A 20167-nucleotide genomic window follows, 5' to 3' on the forward strand; every position below is an offset into this window, starting at 1 on the left:
AAGTCTATATGTAGTACTTCATTCTGCTCACGGGTGCCCGTAATGTCAAAATAGTCTACTAAGAATTCAGGTAGCAGTTGCTTCAGTATCTCTTCGGGGTTCATATAACCGCAAATCTAAAAAAATCGACCCGCCTCCCCAACTTTTGAGATTGATCCGTTAGACCGACAATTTTGGCGGGATTTTTACCTCGATTTTAACTGACACTTTTCGGGATACTCCCTTATTGCAAATCGTATTTAAACCAAAATAAATTACGTGTACTGTCAAAAGGGATAATAGTTTGCTTTTTTTCTTTCATCAACTGAGCTACCTCCGCAAACATTACCTTTTCTTCATCTAAATAAGAGATTGACTTCCCTTTGAAATCATTATCCCGTATAAAGTTCATTGCTTTGCTACCATAATATCCAAGAATTTCCCTACCCAAGAACTCTGCTCCGTGTATGGTATCGGTTGTATCAGAAACAAGATACCATGTAGGGCCGGCAGCTGTAAGTCCATCATCATCATCACCTTTGGTGACAGACGTTTTATATATACACATAATTTCTCCATTCCCATTTGGCCGAACAGCATATTGAGTATATTGGCCTCCTATATACTTTAAAATCTCCATAGAATAGCCATGTAGTTCACTGGCATAATAAGTCATTTTTTCATCACCATCCCTTTTTAGGTTAATGACTTTTTGCTGATTACAACTAGTCCAGAACGTTAGTGATATTAGCAGTATAAAGAATGGGAGTCGGTTCATTACTTTTTATTTAAAAGGTATGTCTGTACTTGTTAGTTTAAGTGGAGCAGTCCCTCTAATAACACCTTTTGTTGTTAAACTAACTCTTTTATAAATATCATTTGTAACATACTTCCCTGCAGCGATGTTTAAACTACTAACTGTCCACTCACTTTCAAAAGCTCTTTCATGGCGTCTAAATTTTCTCGAATCAAAGTTAGCTTCAGGATTATACACGCCAAAATTCCCGGTTAAATAGAAGGATAGTGCATTTGCTTGAGTTTTTAATCCATACACAATAGCTGAGTAAATTTCAGGTTTTCTTGAATTGACTTTTTCAGTTAACAATTTTCCTGAAAGGCGAGTCCCCAAAGAGCCGATTTGCAGGTTCGCCGCCATCATTAAATTGGAAAATGAGCCTATTAATCCTATGCAAATGATATAATCAGTCGTGCATTGCTTCTAGAAATCAAAACTACTCGGCTTTCGATCAGTGCGTTTTGAGAACTTTTACAACCGGTCCTTGTATACATTAATCATATTCCCGGAAAACCGTACTTCATCAGCCTGATCACAACTCACGCTGAGTACTTCTGCGCCTTCCACCAACAGGGTAAAATCTTCCCATCGTAGACCCGCCGGTGCCTGTACAGTTACGGTCCCCCCATTTACGGACAGCTTGGCCTCCTTTTTCAGTTTTTCATATTCCATGAGTTCCCGCATTGAACAAACCAGGAAACTACCACCCATGGCAGCATCTGCCCTGGTCACAAATGCTTTAAATCCCTCAGGAGCTGAATCATGGGTTCCGATTCGCAGCAGCTTATGGATTTTGGCATCGCTGGTGCTTACCAATTCGGTGAGCTTATCCTGAAGACCCGCTAGTTCCCAGGTATCGGTGAAAGATCTCGTGAGATAAATAAATCCTGGATCCCAGGTTTTTATGTCGGTCAACGGTCTCCATTCAGCTTCAGGAACTGGTGCGTAAATACCACCTACATCATTACGTTGGGAGGAAGCTGCCAGATGACCGAACTGCGCAGCGGCTTCTACATAGCCATCTTCCTGACCGGGAACTACGGTACAGGCCAGTTTATATCCGATACGTTCCAGAATAAGTTTGTCCAGTTGTTCGACTTCTTCGGCTGGTGTTTTAACTTCAAAATTGCCCCCGAATCCACTATAAAGACCGTGGTTCTGAATATCCCAGCCATTTGCAATCAGCGTTTTCATTTGCTCATAGCTGACATTGGAAAGATCTGATCTTAAGCCCAGTTCAATATCATTATATGCGCTTTTTCCGATCACAGCGACACCGGCCCTCCAGGGAATTTTCTTACCAGTACCGTCCGGGATCTCCAATGCCTTAAAAACAGTCAGGGCGTCCATACTGGTATTGGAACCATCGTCCCAATCCATGGAAAGGGCCCCTTTCTTATTGTATTTCAGATCTGCGAACCTGATAGCGGTCGGTGTACCTTTAAAAGTTAACTCGATTTTAAATGTAGTCGCCGAATAATCCATTGGCACTACATTATTAGGGATTTCGATTTCGGGTTCTTCGGGAACGACGCCTTCCTGAGGCGGGAGGTTTGCGTCTTTGAAACAGGAAACCAGGGCCAGTGCGGTAACTACCAGCATACAGCTGCTCATTGTCTTAAGCATAATGTTTAAAAGTTTTCGGTTGCTCAACAAATAAAATAGGGAGTTGGTCGTCAATTTTCTCAACCCCGTTTGTACGAACGGCTGCTTCACAGGTCAGCGCCGGTTCGCTCATGTTTAGTAAAAATATCTCAAGTTCGCCGCAGTATTCTATAGGATAGCCTGCCTGCGAAATTCAGAAATGTTTATGTTTTATGTTCAGTTTTGCCGGGTTCATCACTGTGACAGGTTTTCGGTACCCTGTAGTCACAATTTCAGAGACTTCCGGTGGGTTCCCCAAAGGGAAGGATGCAAAATTAGTAATTTTTACATTAGTATTTGGTGTCTTTATAGTTGATTATGAGAGTATTTAGGTAAACTCACTACAGACAATTGGACAATGCTCCGGGTGTATCAGGTTGGATTTCCGCTGAATGCTGTCAGGTATTTATCGATATATAGCTGTTTGTCTTTCGATTTATACTGCTGTATATAGCGGGGATGTTCCAGCACTACGGCCTTTTTGTAGAGCGGCTGGATGGAATTTAACCGTTCTATGAATTGCGCATTCTTTTTACCCAGAATATAGACTTCGTCGGTTTGAAGACCCAGGGCAATATGCTGCTGCATCGATTGGATCATAAACGGCTGGACCTGTTCAAAAAGCTGGGGGTCATCATAGTAGTTGGCATTCAGCCAACCTTCATTTTTGGCGGCCCTTACAATGGCCAGCGGAAAGGGGGAGTTGATATAGAATTGCCCGTAAAATTTTTCTGGCCCGCCCCAGGCAGTTATCATATCATACATAAATACGGAGGATACTTCATGGGTATAAGCGGACTGCATGGGAATACCGCATACCCCAGCCAGTCTTTTGGTGTCGGTGAAAGGTACGCCGGTGACGCCGGCACCGTGTCTACTGGGGTTGATGCCGATGATAAATTTCCGTTGCCGGTGGTCATTATAGAATTTCTGGTAAAAAGCGCCCATTACTTCCATTGTCTCGGGGTTTTCCAAATAGGGATTGAGTACCCGGAATCCCGGAGGCAGACTGCCCTGGCATTGCAGGTTGCGATTAAAGGCAATCACTTTCTGGCCGAAACTGAGCTTCTTCATGTGGTGAAACTACTGAATTCGTCTTAAATCCGCCTGGCTGGCCCTGGCATTGGTACGCATCGTATTGAAAGCGGTGTTGCTGTTTATTTTTTAGAAATCTTGCCGCTGCCGGCTTTTAAGTCTATTTTTGCGACCTGCCGGATGCCCTGGGTTGGAAGGAGGGTGCTCAGGCAGGTATTTTAATGAGATTATTATTTTGAAAGCAGGATTTGTCAACATATTCGGGAGGCCTAACGCCGGAAAAAGCACGCTCTTGAACGCACTGATGGGCGAGAAGCTGGCGATCGTTTCGTCTAAGGTCCAGACAACCCGTCACCGGATCAAGGCGATTCTCACCGAAGCGGAGTATCAGATTGTTTTCAGCGATACACCCGGCATTATCAATCCGCAGTATAAATTGCATGAGAAGATGATGCAGGCGGTAAAATCCGCCCTCGAGGATGCGGATATTGCGGTACTGCTGGTCGATATTAACAGCGACTGGGCAGCGTCGGACGAGATATTTGCCGCCCTGAAGCTGAAAGTACCGGCGCTGCTGGTGTTGAACAAAATGGACAAGGCCCGACCGGAGAAGATCCAGGAAGCGACCCGCTATTTTGAGCAGAAATCCTACGTCCGTAAGGTAATTGCAATTTCCGCCATATCCGGACAGGTTCCTGAGCCCCTGGTCGGAGCGATATTGGAACTGCTGCCCGAAGGACCTCCTTTTTTTGAAGGCGATAGCATCAGCGACTTGCCGGAGAAGTTTTTTGTCAGCGAGCTGATTCGCGAGAAGATCTATGAACTGGCCCAGGATGAAATACCTTATCATACGGCGGTACTGATCCGGGAATTTAAGGAAAAGCAGACGCTGATCAAGATCGTAGCCGATATAATCGTTCACCGGGAGACCCAAAAAATGATTTTAATTGGTGAAAAAGGTTCCATGATCAAAAAAATAGGTATGGCGGCCCGCAAGGATATCGAAGCTTTTTTACAGCAGAAAGTCTTTCTGGAGCTTTTTGTCAAAGTAAAGCCCAAATGGAGGGACAATGATCTGCATTTAAGGGAATACGGTTATGGGCAATAATAGGGCCGGTACATAGAATTAATTAATTTTTCGGATAGTGCGGCAGCTTCTGGCGCATCACATAGAAGATACAACAACAAAACAATGGGATTTACGGTAGCAATAGTAGGACGACCAAATGTAGGCAAGAGCACACTTTTTAACCGTTTGCTGGAAGAGCGAAAGGCCATTGTGGATGATGTGAGCGGTGTGACCCGTGACCGCCAGTATGGTATCAGCGACTGGAATGGCAAAGCATTTAACGTGATTGATACAGGGGGATTTGTACAGGGAAGTGAGGATGTCTTTGAGAAGGAGATCGCCAAACAGGTATTGATTGCAGTACAGGAAGCTGATGCGATACTTTTTATGGTAGATGCCGGTACGGGCATTACGCATCTAGATGACGAAATGGCCCAAGTGTTGCGCAAAAGTATTAAACCCGTACTGCTGGTTGTTAACAAGGTGGATAATAATGACCGGATGCTGGACGCCACCGAGTTTTATAGTATGGGCTTTGAGCAACTGTTTTTTATTGCTTCAGCCAGCGGTAGTGGCACTGGAGAGTTGCTGGACGCGGTGGCCGCATTAATTCCTGAGGAAAAGAAAGAAGAAGCGGCGGAAGCACTGCCCAAGTTTGCCATTATTGGCCAGCCCAATGTAGGTAAATCCTCCCTGTTGAATGCATTGGTGGGGCAGGAGCGCACCATTGTCAGCGATATTGCAGGAACCACGCGTGATACGATTCATACCCATTATAACCTGTTCCAGAAATCCTTTATCCTGATTGATACCGCCGGCATCCGGCGCAAGGCCCGGGTACATGAAGACCTGGAATTTTATTCTGTCATCCGGGCGATTAAGGCTGTGGATGAAGCTGATGTCTGCCTGCTGCTGATCGATGCTGAAAAGGGCCTGACGGCCCAGGATCTGAACATTTATAGCCTGGCTACCCGTAAGGGAAAGGGCATCCTGTTACTGGTTAATAAATGGGACCTGTTGAAAAAGGAAACCAATACCGCCCGGGATTATGAGAATGAACTCAAAAAAAGGCTCGCCCCCTTTAATGATGTACCAGTGCTGTTTATTTCGGCCCTGGAAAAGACCCGGATTTTTAAAGCCATGGAATCGGCGCTGGAAGTGTATGAAAACAGAACCCGAAAAGTGCCGACTGCCCGCCTGAATGATGTCATGCTCAAAGCGGTGCAGAACCATCACGCACCAGTGGTCAGGGGACATGCTATCAAGATTAAATTCGTAACACAACTGCCCACAACGGTGCCTTCCTTTGCTTTTTTCTGTAATTTTCCGGACGATATCAAACTGCCCTATAAGAACTATCTGGAGAACCAATTGCGCAAAAATTTTGATTTCAAAGGGGTTCCGGTCCGGATATTTTTCCGAAAAAAATAGGCACTGTATTCGCTATAAGTTTGTAGTTCCGCGATTAAATTCCGGTTCCAGGGTTACCTGAAGGCGTTTTTCGTATAAATAGTAACGATAGCTTTCCAGCAAATAGCCTTGGGAACTTTATCCAGTCGAATATTGTATATTATATTAAAACTTAATTAGATAAATTATGAAAAGGAATAAGCTTATTGAAATGCATTGGAGAAAATGGTCCTTAGTATTAGCTGGCACTATGCTTTTCCTGGTTTCCTGTGACACTGCATCCACATCAAAGGAAGCCGAACAGGATTCTTTGGAAACCAATGAATACCTGAATCCCGAGGAAAAGGACAGTTCCCGCATTGACACTACTCTCACCAGTATAGGTGATTCCCTGAAAGCTGACCTGAATGCGGCTGCCAGCAAAATTAAACAACATTCCAAGGCACTGGGTGCTGCAGCCAAAACGAAAGCGCAGGAAGGCGTCGATGCAATTAAAGAAAGTGCTAAGAAAGTCGAGGACGCCGCAAAAGCTGGTGCAGAAGCCGCCAAAAAGGAATTAAAATAGTTGTTCTGATTCTCATAATCAGAGCTTCCTGGTTCAATCGGGATGGATCCAGTGAATAACCCATTGGTCTTTAGCCAATGGGTTATTCACATGTTAGCACAAGGCAACGCCTTGGAGACATATCAAGTTATTTTTATGCATTTCGGTTTGAGTGAGGGATTGAAGTGGAAATCCTTTTGTGTGGCATAGCGAAACAAAAGATTGGAACGGAAGGTCCGACCCGTAAGGATACGCCCTAAATATCAAAAAACTTTATGAATTTCGCTTATTCCCAATCGATAATGGCTGTTGTTCGGATTCGATTCCACTTAAATCCTCCAAATGTTCCTGCGTTTACTTCAACTTCTTAATCGCATTATTTTCAAGCAAGGATTTCATTTGGGTTATCGCTACTTTATTCTTTTTTCTTCTTGGGTAGTTTTTAGCCGGAGTATCATTGTTTTCCATTCTGTTTGGCAGTGCTTTCGCGTTGAGCGGACTGATAATAGACTTACCTGTTCGTTGCTCCAGATTTTTGCGGGCATCTTTGGCTACTTTTGCTCCTTCCAACGCTACATTTTGGCTTTGGTTAAATCCTTCGGGGTTTTCTGTTTTGCTGATTTCGGTAGCAGAGGCTTCGGCAAGAATGTTTAATGCCAATTCAATGCCTGTCATATTAAGCATAGCAACCCCCTGTTCCGTAAATGCAAATGACAGAAATTTAAGATTCTGACCGCGACCTCGGTTCAAGGTCACAATTTGTGATCTTGAAGGCGCACTTTCATCGATCGCTCCTACTTGATATTGTAAACTCTCCCATTCGGCAGTAGTATCCCGGGATAACGAATAAGATAGGCGGCTGGCAGACTTCGGAGGCGCTGTAATTAATTCGATTGGCGGATCAGGGACTCCACGGTTTGTCGGAATGCGACCAGTTCCTGATTTTGTTCCGTAATAAAGCTATTCTGATCAAATGCGCCCAGGACCGCTTCCATTTCGGCTTCATTGTCGTAGACCATATTTTTAAAGGCATTGCTATAATCCTTCGCTTTAGAACTGAACACGCGCTTGGTTACCCATTCTTTTATTTCCAATGTTTCCTTATATAAACTGTGTAGAAATTCCTGATCCAAGGCTGTCCCTATGGGATAAATATCCAGTAAACTGGCAATAGCATGCCGGAGTTGCTCTATTGGATACGCTTCAGATTGTTCCCTGTAAAAGTCGTGTAACTGTTCCCAACTGGCAATCTCTCCCGACCGGATTTTATCGAAACATCCGTCCAGTGCCGTTTGGGGCATCAGTTGTCCGCCCAGATTGACCCAGGTGTCGCGTTGGGGGCGTTCCCCAGTTATTTCCAGCAGATCGTTCACCCGATGTAAGCCATTATCGGAACAATACCGGATGATACTAACGCCCGCATAATAGCATAACATCTTTTTATATACATTATATGCTTCCAGTACCTTGATGAGTTCTACCGGTCTTTTGGAGTTTTCAAAACCCGAAGCCAGGATTTCCAGTTTGCCGATCACCGGGGAATCATGTTCCAACAGGGATTTGCCACGGGCAATATGTTCCGCATCGCTGCCCACCATTTCATGGAACCGGTAAAAGGCCTTTCCGGTAAAGCGTTCCAGCAATTCCAGGGCCTGGAAGATTTCATTGATGCTGTCCGGAGCCAGGAAATTATACTCCAGGCGCTGCAGCTTTTCGGTTCGTTTGTCCCGGCTGGCGAATTTTCTTTCGTTGCGGGCTATCGCATACATATTATACATCAGCCAGTAAGCGGGCATTACCAGAAGCCGGTCGCGGTGTTCTTCATTACTCAACAGGGCAAAGGGCAGGGGGATATTCAGCTCGGCCGGATAATTGCCTTTGGCAATCATCATAAAAGACGCGAATTTGGAATTATGTTTGAGACTGACGCAGAGTCCCGGCCAGAATCCTCTGCCCGCCTGTATTTCGCCGTCCGCCCCCCGGGAATTATGATTGGAACCAATGGTGGCGCCAGCCGCCATATTGCTCTGACCCATCAACAGAGAGGCACATAGAAAAGAATTATTATGGTGTTGTTCATGCGCCGGGAAGATCAGCGAGTTCAGTACCTCACAGCAGGAAACGGTTGCATTCTCTCCCAGATAAGAGTTGATCAGACGGGCGCCGTATTTGAGTTGGGAAAAAGGCGCCACGATAAAGCGGACGGCTTTTACGCCGTAAAATATCCGGCTGCCGATCCCCATGATGCCATTGACCATCTCACAACCCTCGCCAATTTGCGAACGGGCATTTTCATTGGAATTAATCGTCAGGTTTTTGAGCTTGTTGGCTCCTTTTATATAGGCATCACTGCCGATCTTGACATCCTTAATGATATGGGTATTCTTGATTACGGTGCGCTTGCCTACGGTACCATAACTGCCTCTTAAAGTATCAAAGCGCTCCTGGGTAAATTTTTTGAAAGCGGCCATCAGCTGCTGGTCGCCCCGGAATTTGGTCCAGAGCCAGGCGTCGCCCGGCAGCATGCCGTCATAGGGAAGGACCTTACGGCCACCATTTTCATTGCACAGCTCCAGCCAGATACGGACTTCTTCCTTTTCGCCTTCCTTGATGATGCCATTGCCAAATTTAGCGTGGGAAGTACAGGACATTTCATTGATATTGGCCATGATCACTTCATCCTCGATTATATAGTGGCTGAGAAAGCGGACATTGCTGATCGATACATTGTCACCAATATCGCAACTTACGATCTGGGAATGGTAAAGCCCAACGGGGAAACGGACTTCACTGAATTCCAGAAAAAAGGGACTGAGCCTGCCGATACGCACCAGGCCATAAAAAGTACATTCTTCGATCAGATGGATGTCGATTCCTTCCCGCACCAGTACTTTATCCCAGTTGGAGGAGCGGTTGCGGTTGGCTTTCAGTATGGTGATTTCCTGTTTGGAAAGCGGCCGGTAATCCGTTGCCGGATTTTGTTGAAAACGCAGGTGGTATTCATCCTTGCCTTCCGGTAAAAAGGCTTCTGGAATAAACTGATAGCCCAGGGTATCTACACTGTACTTTTTTATCTGATTCATAATGTGTTTTAGGGTTAATAATTAGCCTTCCACAGCTTATCTGCCATTCGCCACAAGATCCGTTGCTGTTCCCGGAAGCTGGCGCACGGTAAGCGGATCTGCACAATCAGCCAATAATGCGCTGATACTCCGGTGCAGTGTGGGATGTTCCAGACCGGGCGCCAGCTCTGCCAACGGCTCCAGAACGAACCGGCGTTCCTGCATTCTGGGATGTGGCAGGGTCAGCGAATCGGTCTGACAGACCAGGTCATTATAGAGCAGGATATCGATATCGATAATCCGGGAACCATATTTAACCAGACGCACCCGGCCCATACGGGCCTCGATCTCCAGCAGGATCGCCAGCAGGTCTTCAGGTTCCAAAAGCGTCTTTAAAGCTACTACCTGATTGTAGAAAGCGGGTTGATTGGCCATACCCCAGGGTTCCGTCTCGTAAATTGAGGAACTGGCGAAAGGCGTCGCGACTTTTTCGGTAATATATTCCAGGGCCTGGTTTATATTCTGTAACCTGTTACCCAGGTTGCCACCCAGCATCAGGTAGACTGTATTCATCTTAATTTTTGAGTTCAAGGAGGCCAAATATCTTTAATTTTGAGCTTTTTTGGAGAATCCGCACAAAAAAATTAAGCGGAAGGCCGTTAAAAGCTGTTCAATTAGGCAGTTATCAGAAGCTTCTTCTCCCGGTATCAGACCACGAATCAACTGGAAAACTGATTAAGATAATTCAATGAAATCATTTTTAAAGACTTTTTTAGCCGTATTGCTGGCCTTGTTTATAGCAGGATTTTTAGGCTTTGTTTTTTTTGCCGGTATTGTCGGCAGCCTGATGTCCCGGTCAGCAACAGCACCTGTCGCGGAGAAATCCGTATTACAAATCGATCTTTCCACCCATTATGAGGACAACCCTGAAACGCGTATCCAGGAAGTCCTGGAAGGAGGGAAGTTGCAATCAGTTCCCAGTCTATATGATGTGGTGCGGCTGATCGATAAAGCAGCCACCGATGATAGGATCAAAGGAATTTATCTGGTGGCCAATGGCAACGGTAATGGTTTTGCTTCCAGTGATGAATTGCGCCAGGCCCTGTCAACCTTTAAGCAGTCCAAAAAATTTATCCTGGCGCATGGCGATATGATGAGCCAGCAGGCTTATGGAGTGGCGAATATAGCCGACGAGGTTTTTGTCAATCCCGAGGGCAGTTTTGACTGGCTGGGCTATTCGGTCGATTATATGTTCCTGAAAGGCACGCTTGATAAATTAAATATCAAACCCCAGATTTTCTATGCAGGTAAATTTAAAAGCGCGACGGAACCGCTGCGGCTGGAACAAATGAGTGAAGAAAACAAATTGCAGACGACTGCCTGGCTGGGTGATATCTATACGCAACTGTTAATCCAGACAGCCGAAAGCCGGGATCTGGATTCTGCGGAACTACGCTTGCTGGCGGTGGAAGGCGGCATTGAAACGCCGGCTGATGCCCTGGAGCATCACCTGATAGACGGATTGAAATACAATGATGAGCTGCAGGATGCCATCAAGGACCGGCTGGAACTAAAGGAAGATCAGAAAATCAGTTTTGTCAGTATTGAACAATATGCCGATGCCCACCCGGACCTGGGCGGCTCAGGTGAAGATATCGCTTTGATCTACGCCCAGGGAGATATTGTAGATGGCAAGGGGCAAGCCGGAGAAATCGCGGGCGATGTATACCTGGACCTGCTGCGCAAGGCGCGGATGGATAAGAAAATTAAGGCGATCGTGCTCCGGGTAAATTCCGGGGGTGGTAGTGCCCTGGCCAGTGAGAAAATCTGGCGGGAAATGTCCCTGGCCCGCGAGGTCAAACCGGTAATTGTGAGTTTCGGGGATGTGGCGGCTTCGGGTGGTTACTATATCTCCTGCGCGGCCGACAGTATTTTTGCATCGCCCACCACGATCACTGGATCCATCGGTGTCTTTGGCATCATCCCCGATATGAGCGCTTTTTTCAAAGAAAAGCTGGGGGTGACTTTCGATGGGGTACAAACCGGCCCCCTGGCCAATACCGGTTCACCGGCCTATCCACTGGCTGAGAAACAGAAAGAATTGATTCAGCATAGTATTGAGGACATTTACAGCCTGTTTAAGTCCAGGGTCTCCGAAGGCAGGGGTATTGATACGGCAGATCTGGAAAGCATCGCACAGGGGCGGGTATGGAGCGGACTGCGCGCGGTAGATCAGGGGCTGGTGGACGGCTATGGCGGTTTGCAGCGGGCAGTGGAAGCGGCCGCATCCAGGGCCGGACTCACCAGTTACCAGGTCCGGGAATTTCCGGAGCCGGACAACTGGTTTAAGCAGCTTTTTGGTTTGTCGGCTCCATCGGGCGTCAGCAGCCGGATGAAGGAAGAGCTGGGTGAAGAGTACTATAAGGTATTTGTGCAGCTCAGGAAAGTAAAATCCATGTGTCAGGTACCGCAGACCCGGCTGCCCTTTGATTTTGTAATTCGGTAAAATCCGGCAGCCCCATCTGCAGGGGCCCGGTATTATTAACAGGGGCGTCGCCGGCCTGGTTGCGAAGGATCGCTGCTTGTAAAAGCCATCCCGGGGTGAAGCAGCAGTTGGCATACGCGGATTGGACTATTATTCAACAGAAAATTATCAGACAGCAATAGTGGAAAAGAATCAGTTCTCTCAAACGCAACCAGCCTATAATCAGCGCAAAGCGTTATGGGCCATTACCAAGGCCAGTTTTAAAGCCATTTTTAAGCAACCTACGGCCATTTTCTTCAGTTTCCTGTTCCCGATTATATTTATTCTGATCTTCGGTGCTTTCAGTGACCGGGGGCCCGGAAAGTCCAAAGTGGCTTTTGCCGCCGGCAGTGATACCACCAGTGCACTCTATGACAGCCTGCGGCAAAGTGAGCTACTGGAAGTCACCCAATATCCGGATACCGCCGCACAAAATGATGCCCTGCGGAAAGGCAAACTGGTTGCTGTAATCGATATACAGCGACTGGGGGCGGATTCGGCAGGCAGTGGTCAATATACCGTTAAGCTGATTTCCAGTGAAGCCAGCGGCAGTACCGTTTACAAGTTGCAACGGGCCATCGATTACCAGGCCCTGAAAGTACAACTGGAAGACCTGCAGCAGATGCAAAGGGAATACACGGTAATTCCGCAGATTATCCCCGGTAAGAAATACCGGTCCATTGATTTTATTTTACCCGGTCAATTGGGTTTCTCCATCCTGTTTTCGACCCTTTTTGGTATTGCCTTTATCTTTTTTAATTTACGTGAACAGTTGGTACTCAAACGTTTTTACGCTTCACCGGTAAAAAAATTAAATATACTGATCGGGATTGGCGCCAGCCGGTTATTTTTTCAGCTGATCAATGTGGTCGTATTGATATTATTCGGTCATTTTCTGCTCAAGTTTACGCTGCAACACGGCTGGATCACTTTTGCAGAAATGATCCTGATGACCCTGATCATGTTGTTTCTGCTGATGGGCGTGGGGCTGATATTCAGTAGCGTCGCCAAGAGTGATACTTCCATTCCGCTGCTGATCAACCTGTTTGGTTTTCCGCAAATGCTGCTCTCGGGCACTTTTTTCCCGATTGATGTATTTCCGCAGTGGTTGCAGCGGCTGTGTATGCTGCTGCCGCTGACCCCCTTTAATGATGCCATGCGTAAAATTTCGTTTGAAGGCCTTCATATCTGGGACTGCTGGAAGGAAATCGGCATCCTGGGCATATGGATCCTGATTGTTTATGCCATCGTCATTAAAATCATGAAATGGGAGTAGCGGTTCCGGGCAACCCGTCCTGGAATCCCTGGTAGGTCTTATTGAAAATATTTTTTATGCGTTATCTGAAACTGCTAATCATCAGCATTGTTTTTTTCTTCCTGGCTATTTTCGGGGTGTCCCTGCTGATTCCCTCTGAAGTGCGGATTTCACGGGCCATCAATCTGGCGCCAGGCAGCGATACCGTCCTGCGGGAAGTGGCCGATCTCTGTCGCTGGAGCAACTGGTATCCTGGTTTGGACACACTAAACCTGGAGGCTGTCAGTCAGCAGGGCAGTGTGGTAACCAGTGCCCGGGCAGCGGGGGTAACCTTACGGATCCTGCAGGCATCTGACAGCCTGGTAAAAGCTGAGCTGGCTTCTCCCGGAAAGCCTGTGGTCGCGTCCTGGCAGCTGATTCACTATCCCAATACCGATACACTGACCCTGCAACAGTACCTGGATTTCGATATCGGCTGGTATCCCTGGGATAAACTCTCCAGTATGGTACTGGACAAAACCTATGGACCCACGATGGAAAAGGGCTTGCAAAACCTCAAAGCGAATTTGTAAGCTTTGGAACTTCCAGGGCCTTCTATTGTTTTTGTCGTTATTTTTCTATTTAGGGTGCTTTTAGTTGCTTTTTAGATTCCCTCATTATTGCAAGTCTCTCCATCTTTGTTTATGATTTTGTATCCGAATCGTTATTCGTAAGTTGAAATTCACGGGATTGCTATTGAGGAAGACCAAATTTCAAGACCGGGACATTTTAAAAATTCTGTTTTTGAAAACCAGCATTCCCTTAACTTTGACTTTTAATGAAGCTTTCGTCGCAACACTTGCTCGGCATTAAAGACCTCAACAAGGAGGATATTTCCCTTTATTTAGATACGGCCAGTCAATTCAAGGAAGTTCTGCAGCGTCCGGTAAAAAAGGTGCCCTCCCTCAGAGATATTACAATCGTCAATCTTTTTTACGAGAACTCTACCAGAACCCGGATTTCTTTTGAATTGGCGGAGAAAAGACTCTCGGCAGATACCATCAATTTTACGGCATCCGGATCCTCCGTTTCCAAGGGAGAGACCCTGCTGGATACTGTCAACAATATCCTGTCGATGAAAGTGGATATGGTGGTCATGCGTCATAGTGCCAGTGGAGCACCGCACTTTCTGTCCCAACATATTCCCGCGGCCATCGTCAATGCCGGTGATGGTATCAATGAACATCCTACCCAGGGGCTGTTGGATGCATTTTCCATCCGGGAGAAACTGGGCCGCCTGAAGGGCGCCAAAGTGGCCATTATCGGCGATATCATGCACAGCCGGGTGGCGATGAGCAATATTTACCTGCTGAAGAAAATGGGGGCGGAGGTTACCGTTTGCGGCCCGCCCACTTTAATTCCCAAATACATGCGGGAAGCCTTCGATATTCAGGTTAGTTATAATCTGCAGGAAACCCTCCAGTGGTGTGATGTGGCCAATGTGCTGCGCATTCAGCTGGAACGCCAGAATCAGGTACTTTTTTCCTCCTTAAGAGAATACAACCTGAGTTATGGAATCAGCCGCCGATTGCTTGAGGGGCTGAAAAAGGATATTATTGTCATGCACCCCGGTCCGATTAACCGGGGCGTGGAACTGGATAGCGATGTAGCCGACAGTGGCCAATCCATCATCCTGCAGCAAGTGGAAAACGGGGTGGCCGTCAGGATGGCGGTGCTGTATTTATTAGCGAATAAAGGGCAGGCGGAGTCCTGATCCTGTGATCCTTCAAATCAATTACCGAATCATATCTTACCAAATCAATAATCATGTCCAGAATCTGTCTTTTCCCCGGAACTTTTGACCCGATTACCCTGGGGCATGAGGATATTATTAACCGGGCCATACCGTTGTTTGATAAGATCATCGTCGGCATCGGTGTCAATACCAATAAGCAACCCATGTTTTCCACGGAGCAGCGCCTGAAATGGATCAAGGATATCTATGGCCATCGGGATCAGGTCGAAGGTGCGGTCTATGAGGGATTAACCATCGATTTCTGTAAAAAGATAGGCGCCAGGTTTATCCTGAGGGGCATACGGTATGTCAGTGATTTTGAATATGAAAAAACCATTGCCGATGCCAACAGGGCGATGGATAAAAATATTGAAACAGTCTTTCTTACCGGCGAACCCAAGTACACTTCCGTGGCCTCAACCATCGTCCGGGATATCATTAAGAACGGGGGAGATGCCGGACCCTTTTTGTCGACGGTGGTATATGATTCTATGAAGGGCATGGAAAAATTTGAAAAGCGATGATTTGAAATATCCGGAAATCTCCAATCGGATAAATCTATAATATTTTAATAATTTCCCTTTTTAATTTGAACAGGAAGGGCTATAACATATTGAAACGAGCCCTTGAAGAAAAAAAGAAAGAAGTTACTGCTTCAAAAGCAGCTGCCAGCGCTTTTTTTAAAGAAAGCAGGGATCCTTCACTTACTTTTGCCTAAACAAACCACTTCAATATCTGAATCAAAACCAATCAAAAACCGGGAAAATAATTTCTTTGGTTTGGAGTGTTTTTTAAAGGAGAAGTCACGCCCCTATCTTTTCAACGGTTAAGCACTAATTCCGCTTCGGCGGTTTACCTAAATTGAGTTGTGTAAAAAAAGCAGTTTATGATTGACTGCGATTGTTATATTTTAAATTTGTAGTAGCATCCGCCTTCTGGATAAGTGAATTGTCAACCATCCATGGGGTTTCAGAATGATTTTTTCTTTTTTAAACCGGCGCGAACTTTCCTTACAAAATCCACGGATACTCCTGCGAGATCGGCGGTCTTTTGATTATCAAGGTTTAACTTCAGGATGAGGTTTTCAATGAATTCCCGGGACTTTTTTTCTTCCCCTTTGGCTTGTCCTCTGGCTTCGCCTTCCTCAAATCCTTCTTCCCTTGCGGTTTGCAATTGATTGTAGGCGTCCCATTGATCCTTAATATGTTTGTCCGGTATCATAGTAACAGATTATAGCTATTTATAAATCTGGATTGTCTGTATAAGTTTTGAAATACAAAAAGGCAGCTTATCATTAACTGCCATTGTTGTATTTTAAATTTGTAGTATCGTCCACCTCCTGGATAAGTAAATTGTCAACTATCCAAGGGGTTTCTGTATTATTTTTTCTTTTTTAAACCGGCGCGAACTTTCCTTACAAAATCCACGGATACCCCTGCGAGATCGGCGGTCTTTTGATTATCAAGGTTTAACTTCAGGATGAGGTTTTCAATGAATTCCCGGGACTTTTTTTCTTCCCCTTCGGCCAGTCCTTTGGCCAGCCCTTTAGCTTCTCCTCTGGCTTCGCCTTCCTCAAATCCTTCTTCCCTTGCGGTTTGTAATTGATTATAGGCGTCCCATTGATCCTTAAGGTCTTTCTGGTATAACATATATTCCTCTTTTTTAAGTTGAGATAATTCTGCTATATGGAATAGTTTCTGAAAAATCCGTTTATGTAAAATTACTGGTATTTTTTCTAATTTACCCAGATTCCGCAGTACATAGAACCAACGCTCCAGGTCAGATTTGATGTCTTTTTCCTCAAGGTTGAAATTGGGAAGTTCCAGAAAAATGAATCCCAGTTTGTTACAAAGGATTTCATGGGTTTCCTCATGCATTATAGCTGCCCGATGGAAATATTTGCCCGGTCGGCTATTGGGGAGTTTAAAATCCATTACACCAATAAAATACACTTCTTTTAATTGGTAGCTCCAGTGTTTTTCTCCTTTAGGACCCTGATCAACAAAATGGTGGGCGCAGTGAACTACCCATTGGCTAAAGACCAATGGGCTTCGGACTTCAACGCCCTGTGCTCCTTTTCAGAAGTCTTATTTAAGGCTCTGCCCGTGTAATCGGAGAGTTCCGCCCCGATGATTCTTATTCCTTCTGCAAGGATATTTTTACTTGCATTGAAGTCCCTGTCCAAAATATGTCCATTTGGACAAGTCCACTGTCTTTCCGAAAGATGTAGAGTCTGATGGATATAGCCACATTCGTTACAGGTTTTTGAAGATGGATAGAAGCGGTTGATTTTAATTATTCGCTTATCGTTCCAACTTGCTTTATATTCAAGTAACCTGACGAATGATCCCCAACTTGCATCTGCTATATGCTTTGCAAGTTTATGGTTTGCCATCATTCCTTTTACGTTCAAATCTTCCAGACATATGATATCATACGCATTGATTATCTGTGTAGATACCTTATGTAACAGGTCAAGCCTGGTATTGGCAACTTTTTCGTGTATTGCCGCAACTTTAAGCCTTTGCCTGTTTCGACTACTTGAGCCCTTTACCTTTCTTGAAAGGTGTTTTTGTGCTTTTGCTAACTGACTTTCATATCTCTTTAAATGATAGTTGTTTTTAAACCTTATGCCATCGGAAGTAACAGCAAAATCTTTAATTCCTAAGTCAATGCCCACCTGTTTTTTTGTTGGCTTCAATGGTTGATGCTGCACTTCACAAAGTATGGATACAAAGTATTTACCTGTTGGTGTTTTTGATACAGTACAATGCTTCACTTCACCCTTTAATTCACGATGTTCGATGATTTTAATGCCATCTTTAAATTTTGGGAAAAACAATTTCCCATTACTCACTTCAACAAATTGCGGAATTGTGAAACTGCTCTTTTTGCGTTTACTTTTAAATCGGGGAAACTTAGCATTACCTCTAAAAAAGTTCACAAAGGCGGTGTCTAAATTTCGCAGGGCGGTTTGTAATGTTTGACTGTTTACTTCCTTTAACCATTCAGTTGCTTCTTTCTTTTTTAACTGAGTCAAAGCGCCCGCCTGTTTTTGATAATTATCTGATTTTTTATTCTCCTTATACTGCTCAATTCTTTCGTTCAAAAAGTGATTGAATACAAAGCGAACACACCCGAAATGCTTACTCAAAAGCAGTTCCTGTCCCTTTGTCGGCAACAATGCAAAACGGTATGTCTTATGTATTAATTTCAATTATGGATCAATTTAGATATATAATGTATAGAATATACTACTTATATTTTCAATAAGTATAATTAAAGATATATATTAGTACACAAAAATAAGGTTAAAAAACCTTAGAAGCAGTTATACTTCCACAAATTGTTCAATGCATTGCTTAAAATACCACCTAATTTTTATGCAAGTATCCTAAAAGCTGCTGATTGGTGATTGGGATCATGTCAGGAAGTCTATTATGCAGTCAATTACTGCCAAATCTGATTTTGAAATTGAAGTATTTGAAAGCGATATTGACCACATCCATTTTCTTATTTGATACATTCCGCGTCTTTCGGTTACTTCCATTGCGGGCAAGTTAAAGCAGGAAAGCACAATTGCAATTTGGCAAAAGCACAAAAACATATTAACAAAGAACTTACGGAAAGAACTTCCTTTCTGGTCAGATGGTTACTTTGTTTGCTCTATTGGAGAAGCAATTCCTGAAACTGTCCGTCAATATATTCTTTCACAAGGCTAAATTTTTTTTGTGCCTTACATCCCAAAAGCTAAAGACTTTTGGGTTTTGCGGCACGTTTTATAAAACAATCCCCGGTCAACAAAATTTTTCTGGGCTGTCCGTTGCATTTCAATCAAAAATGTTTCACCATCACTACCGGTACAAACCAGATCAAAAATGACTTTCCGATCCTCGAGCAGCCGACCATGGCTTTCCTGGGGTAAGTATACCAGATCCTTAATAATTTTGCGTCCTCTGAATAACTCATTGAGAAAGGCAATCAGCAGTTCTTTCCGGGGTTCAGCTAAGAAGATTCTTTTAAAAGCAAAGTCGGACCGCAAATCCATATACCTCCCAGTTGTGGGAGGGGCAAGCTGTTGATGTTTCATCGTTACACTAATTAAGTTAGTGTAAAAATACTAATAAAATTAGTATTTTAGTTCAGTGGTATGTTAATATTTTCTAAATATATGGCGCTGTGTATTGCAATACCTGCGTTCAGATAAAATTCCAATTTATCTGATATTATCTGATAGTCTCATTTGGTAAGTTCTCATTGCAGATTCAACCTGGTTTTCACATGCAATAGCTGGTCGAAGACCGGCGAAGGCTGGAAATGCGCCGGGTCAGGTTCTTAAAGCTTCAATTACAGCTGCTTTTCTTCTTCGGGACAGTTCGATTTTTGTCTGGTCTGTAAGAGTGAGAAAGCCATCGTGATCTATGAAAGCAATATAATTTTTGTTGACTAAATGAGATTTATGGCTGCGGATAAAATTATACGGACCAAGCAATTCCTCGTATTCTCCCAGGGTCCTGGAAATCAGATGCTGTTTGTTGTGAATCGTGTAGAACCGGGTATAATTACCTTCTGCTACGCAGCGGATAATTTCTGAGGGAAAAAGAAAATGAACCCCTTGTCTTGAAGGCAGTGCCAGTCGGTATTGTTGACGATTCGGAGACTGCATATTAACTGAAATATTTTTGAAAAGCTCCTGTTGCTGGAAATTATCATCTTTGGTTTGGAGAAAGCGTTTAACAGCGAGAATTAATTCTTCGGCATCGATAGGTTTAAGTAAATAATCAAATGCACTGAACTTGATAGACTTAATTGCATATTCATCATAAGCTGTGGTAAATATTACCTTGAAGTTTTTTTTGGGAATACGATCCAGTAGCTCAAAACCTGAAAGGTAGGGCATTCGTATATCAAGGAAAATGAGATCGGGATGTATTTTATGGATAAGCGTGACTGCTTTTACGGCATCATTGCATACCCGGACCTGGTTTATTTCCGGAATAAATTTGTCAATCATTAGCCGAAGGGAGTCTGTGGCCCTTTCTTCATCATCTATTAATAGTGCGGTGATCATAATT

22 protein-coding genes are annotated in these 20167 nt (G+C 44.6%); 10 read left to right on the plus strand and 12 right to left on the minus strand.

Annotated elements, in window-relative coordinates:
• Positions 1 to 223: 223 nt before the first annotated feature.
• The 4 genes from ACYVI9_RS12885 to ACYVI9_RS12900 form a co-directional block, all read right to left on the minus strand.
• Positions 224 to 757: a hypothetical protein gene (locus ACYVI9_RS12885; protein WP_460765000.1), complete on the minus strand. Its 534-nt coding sequence runs from the start codon at positions 755 to 757 to the stop codon at positions 224 to 226.
• A 6-nt stretch (positions 758 to 763) separates the two neighbouring features.
• Positions 764 to 1138, minus strand: a complete 375-nt coding sequence (locus tag ACYVI9_RS12890; RefSeq protein WP_460765002.1) for a hypothetical protein — start codon at positions 1136 to 1138, stop codon at positions 764 to 766.
• A 108-nt stretch (positions 1139 to 1246) separates the two neighbouring features.
• Positions 1247 to 2401, minus strand: coding sequence for a polysaccharide deacetylase family protein (locus tag ACYVI9_RS12895; RefSeq protein WP_460765004.1), 1155 nt, complete (start codon positions 2399 to 2401; stop codon positions 1247 to 1249).
• 390 nt (positions 2402 to 2791) lie between these two features.
• Positions 2792 to 3493 carry an SMUG2 DNA glycosylase family protein gene (locus tag ACYVI9_RS12900; RefSeq protein ID WP_460765006.1) on the minus strand — a complete coding sequence of 234 codons (702 nt, stop codon included), beginning with the start codon at positions 3491 to 3493 and terminating at the stop codon, positions 2792 to 2794.
• Positions 3494 to 3689: 196 nt separating this feature from the next.
• Here ACYVI9_RS12900 and era point away from each other — a divergent pair, with 196 nt between their 5' ends.
• The 3 genes from era to ACYVI9_RS12915 all read left to right on the plus strand — a co-directional run bounded on the left by era (position 3690) and on the right by ACYVI9_RS12915 (position 6498).
• Entirely contained in the window at positions 3690 to 4562 is an 873-nt protein-coding gene (gene era, locus ACYVI9_RS12905) for a GTPase Era (protein WP_460765008.1), read from the plus strand.
• 84 nt (positions 4563 to 4646) lie between these two features.
• A complete protein-coding gene (gene der / locus ACYVI9_RS12910; RefSeq protein WP_460765010.1) occupies positions 4647 to 5954 on the plus strand; it encodes a ribosome biogenesis GTPase Der in 1308 nt (435 codons plus the stop codon).
• Between the two features lie 166 nt (positions 5955 to 6120).
• The gene (locus ACYVI9_RS12915; RefSeq protein ID WP_460765012.1) at positions 6121 to 6498 is read left to right on the plus strand and encodes a hypothetical protein; all 378 of its coding nucleotides are present in this window, start codon (positions 6121 to 6123) and stop codon (positions 6496 to 6498) included.
• Between the two features lie 333 nt (positions 6499 to 6831).
• Here the strand turns inward: ACYVI9_RS12915 and ACYVI9_RS12920 are convergent, their stop codons facing one another.
• The 3 genes from ACYVI9_RS12920 to folK all read right to left on the minus strand — a co-directional run bounded on the left by ACYVI9_RS12920 (position 6832) and on the right by folK (position 10112).
• Positions 6832 to 7227 carry a hypothetical protein gene (locus tag ACYVI9_RS12920; RefSeq protein ID WP_460765014.1) on the minus strand — a complete coding sequence of 132 codons (396 nt, stop codon included), beginning with the start codon at positions 7225 to 7227 and terminating at the stop codon, positions 6832 to 6834.
• A 134-nt stretch (positions 7228 to 7361) separates the two neighbouring features.
• On the minus strand, positions 7362 to 9560 hold the full coding sequence (locus tag ACYVI9_RS12925; protein WP_460765016.1) for a DUF4954 family protein: 2199 nt from the start codon (positions 9558 to 9560) through the stop codon (positions 7362 to 7364).
• Positions 9561 to 9596: 36 nt separating this feature from the next.
• Entirely contained in the window at positions 9597 to 10112 is a 516-nt protein-coding gene (gene folK, locus ACYVI9_RS12930) for a 2-amino-4-hydroxy-6-hydroxymethyldihydropteridine diphosphokinase (RefSeq protein WP_460765017.1), read from the minus strand.
• Positions 10113 to 10287: 175 nt separating this feature from the next.
• Between folK and sppA the strand changes: the two genes are divergently transcribed.
• The 6 genes from sppA (at position 10288) to ACYVI9_RS12960 (ending at position 15922) form a co-directional block, all read left to right on the plus strand.
• Entirely contained in the window at positions 10288 to 12045 is a 1758-nt protein-coding gene (sppA, locus tag ACYVI9_RS12935) for a signal peptide peptidase SppA (protein WP_460765019.1), read from the plus strand.
• Positions 12046 to 12205: 160 nt separating this feature from the next.
• On the plus strand, positions 12206 to 13339 hold the full coding sequence (locus ACYVI9_RS12940) for an ABC transporter permease (RefSeq protein WP_460765021.1): 1134 nt from the start codon (positions 12206 to 12208) through the stop codon (positions 13337 to 13339).
• A gap of 56 nt (positions 13340 to 13395) precedes the next feature.
• Complete coding sequence (locus ACYVI9_RS12945; protein WP_460765023.1) at positions 13396 to 13890, plus strand: SRPBCC family protein; 495 nt, start codon at positions 13396 to 13398, stop codon at positions 13888 to 13890.
• A gap of 245 nt (positions 13891 to 14135) precedes the next feature.
• The gene (locus ACYVI9_RS12950) at positions 14136 to 15071 is read left to right on the plus strand and encodes an aspartate carbamoyltransferase catalytic subunit (protein WP_460765025.1); all 936 of its coding nucleotides are present in this window, start codon (positions 14136 to 14138) and stop codon (positions 15069 to 15071) included.
• 53 nt (positions 15072 to 15124) lie between these two features.
• Entirely contained in the window at positions 15125 to 15616 is a 492-nt protein-coding gene (gene coaD / locus ACYVI9_RS12955; RefSeq protein ID WP_460765027.1) for a pantetheine-phosphate adenylyltransferase, read from the plus strand.
• A gap of 102 nt (positions 15617 to 15718) precedes the next feature.
• Entirely contained in the window at positions 15719 to 15922 is a 204-nt protein-coding gene (locus ACYVI9_RS12960) for a hypothetical protein (protein ID WP_460765029.1), read from the plus strand.
• Between the two features lie 139 nt (positions 15923 to 16061).
• Here the strand turns inward: ACYVI9_RS12960 and ACYVI9_RS12965 are convergent, their stop codons facing one another.
• The 3 genes from ACYVI9_RS12965 to tnpB form a co-directional block, all read right to left on the minus strand.
• Positions 16062 to 16313 carry a hypothetical protein gene (locus ACYVI9_RS12965; RefSeq protein WP_460765031.1) on the minus strand — a complete coding sequence of 84 codons (252 nt, stop codon included), beginning with the start codon at positions 16311 to 16313 and terminating at the stop codon, positions 16062 to 16064.
• A gap of 158 nt (positions 16314 to 16471) precedes the next feature.
• Complete coding sequence (locus tag ACYVI9_RS12970; protein ID WP_460765033.1) at positions 16472 to 17137, minus strand: PD-(D/E)XK nuclease family transposase; 666 nt, start codon at positions 17135 to 17137, stop codon at positions 16472 to 16474.
• Positions 17116 to 18309 carry an IS200/IS605 family element RNA-guided endonuclease TnpB gene (tnpB, locus tag ACYVI9_RS12975; RefSeq protein WP_460765035.1) on the minus strand — a complete coding sequence of 398 codons (1194 nt, stop codon included), beginning with the start codon at positions 18307 to 18309 and terminating at the stop codon, positions 17116 to 17118. Before tnpB ends, ACYVI9_RS12970 begins: the two co-directional genes overlap by 22 nt.
• Positions 18310 to 18616: 307 nt before the next feature.
• Here tnpB and ACYVI9_RS12980 point away from each other — a divergent pair, with 307 nt between their 5' ends.
• On the plus strand, positions 18617 to 18814 hold the full coding sequence (locus ACYVI9_RS12980; RefSeq protein ID WP_460765081.1) for a transposase: 198 nt from the start codon (positions 18617 to 18619) through the stop codon (positions 18812 to 18814).
• Positions 18815 to 18828: 14 nt separating this feature from the next.
• Here ACYVI9_RS12980 and ACYVI9_RS12985 read toward each other — a convergent pair whose 3' ends face one another.
• Entirely contained in the window at positions 18829 to 19182 is a 354-nt protein-coding gene (locus ACYVI9_RS12985) for a PD-(D/E)XK nuclease family transposase (protein ID WP_460765037.1), read from the minus strand.
• A 237-nt stretch (positions 19183 to 19419) separates the two neighbouring features.
• A complete protein-coding gene (locus ACYVI9_RS12990) occupies positions 19420 to 20163 on the minus strand; it encodes a LytR/AlgR family response regulator transcription factor (protein ID WP_460765039.1) in 744 nt (247 codons plus the stop codon).
• Positions 20164 to 20167 lie beyond the last annotated feature (4 nt).

It is taken from the genome of Niabella terrae (assembly GCF_054783135.1).

What these genes read in the sequence shown, in the direction of transcription:
- der (WP_460765010.1), top strand. Translation starts at nt 4,647, where the DNA reads ATGGGATTTACGGTAGCAATAGTAGGACGACCAAATGTAGGCAAGAGC.
- ACYVI9_RS12915 (WP_460765012.1), top strand. Translation starts at nt 6,121, where the DNA reads ATGAAAAGGAATAAGCTTATTGAAATGCATTGGAGAAAATGGTCCTTA.
- sppA (WP_460765019.1), top strand. Translation starts at nt 10,288, where the DNA reads ATGAAATCATTTTTAAAGACTTTTTTAGCCGTATTGCTGGCCTTGTTT.
- ACYVI9_RS12985 (WP_460765037.1), bottom strand. Translation starts at nt 19,182, where the DNA reads ATGAAACATCAACAGCTTGCCCCTCCCACAACTGGGAGGTATATGGAT.
- ACYVI9_RS12965 (WP_460765031.1), bottom strand. Translation starts at nt 16,313, where the DNA reads ATGATACCGGACAAACATATTAAGGATCAATGGGACGCCTACAATCAA.
- ACYVI9_RS12950 (WP_460765025.1), top strand. Translation starts at nt 14,136, where the DNA reads ATGAAGCTTTCGTCGCAACACTTGCTCGGCATTAAAGACCTCAACAAG.
- folK (WP_460765017.1), bottom strand. Translation starts at nt 10,112, where the DNA reads ATGAATACAGTCTACCTGATGCTGGGTGGCAACCTGGGTAACAGGTTA.
- ACYVI9_RS12890 (WP_460765002.1), bottom strand. Translation starts at nt 1,138, where the DNA reads ATGATGGCGGCGAACCTGCAAATCGGCTCTTTGGGGACTCGCCTTTCA.
- ACYVI9_RS12945 (WP_460765023.1), top strand. Translation starts at nt 13,396, where the DNA reads ATGCGTTATCTGAAACTGCTAATCATCAGCATTGTTTTTTTCTTCCTG.
- ACYVI9_RS12895 (WP_460765004.1), bottom strand. Translation starts at nt 2,401, where the DNA reads ATGCTTAAGACAATGAGCAGCTGTATGCTGGTAGTTACCGCACTGGCC.
- ACYVI9_RS12990 (WP_460765039.1), bottom strand. Translation starts at nt 20,163, where the DNA reads ATGATCACCGCACTATTAATAGATGATGAAGAAAGGGCCACAGACTCC.
- ACYVI9_RS12925 (WP_460765016.1), bottom strand. Translation starts at nt 9,560, where the DNA reads ATGAATCAGATAAAAAAGTACAGTGTAGATACCCTGGGCTATCAGTTT.
- ACYVI9_RS12900 (WP_460765006.1), bottom strand. Translation starts at nt 3,493, where the DNA reads ATGAAGAAGCTCAGTTTCGGCCAGAAAGTGATTGCCTTTAATCGCAAC.
- coaD (WP_460765027.1), top strand. Translation starts at nt 15,125, where the DNA reads ATGTCCAGAATCTGTCTTTTCCCCGGAACTTTTGACCCGATTACCCTG.
- ACYVI9_RS12885 (WP_460765000.1), bottom strand. Translation starts at nt 757, where the DNA reads ATGAACCGACTCCCATTCTTTATACTGCTAATATCACTAACGTTCTGG.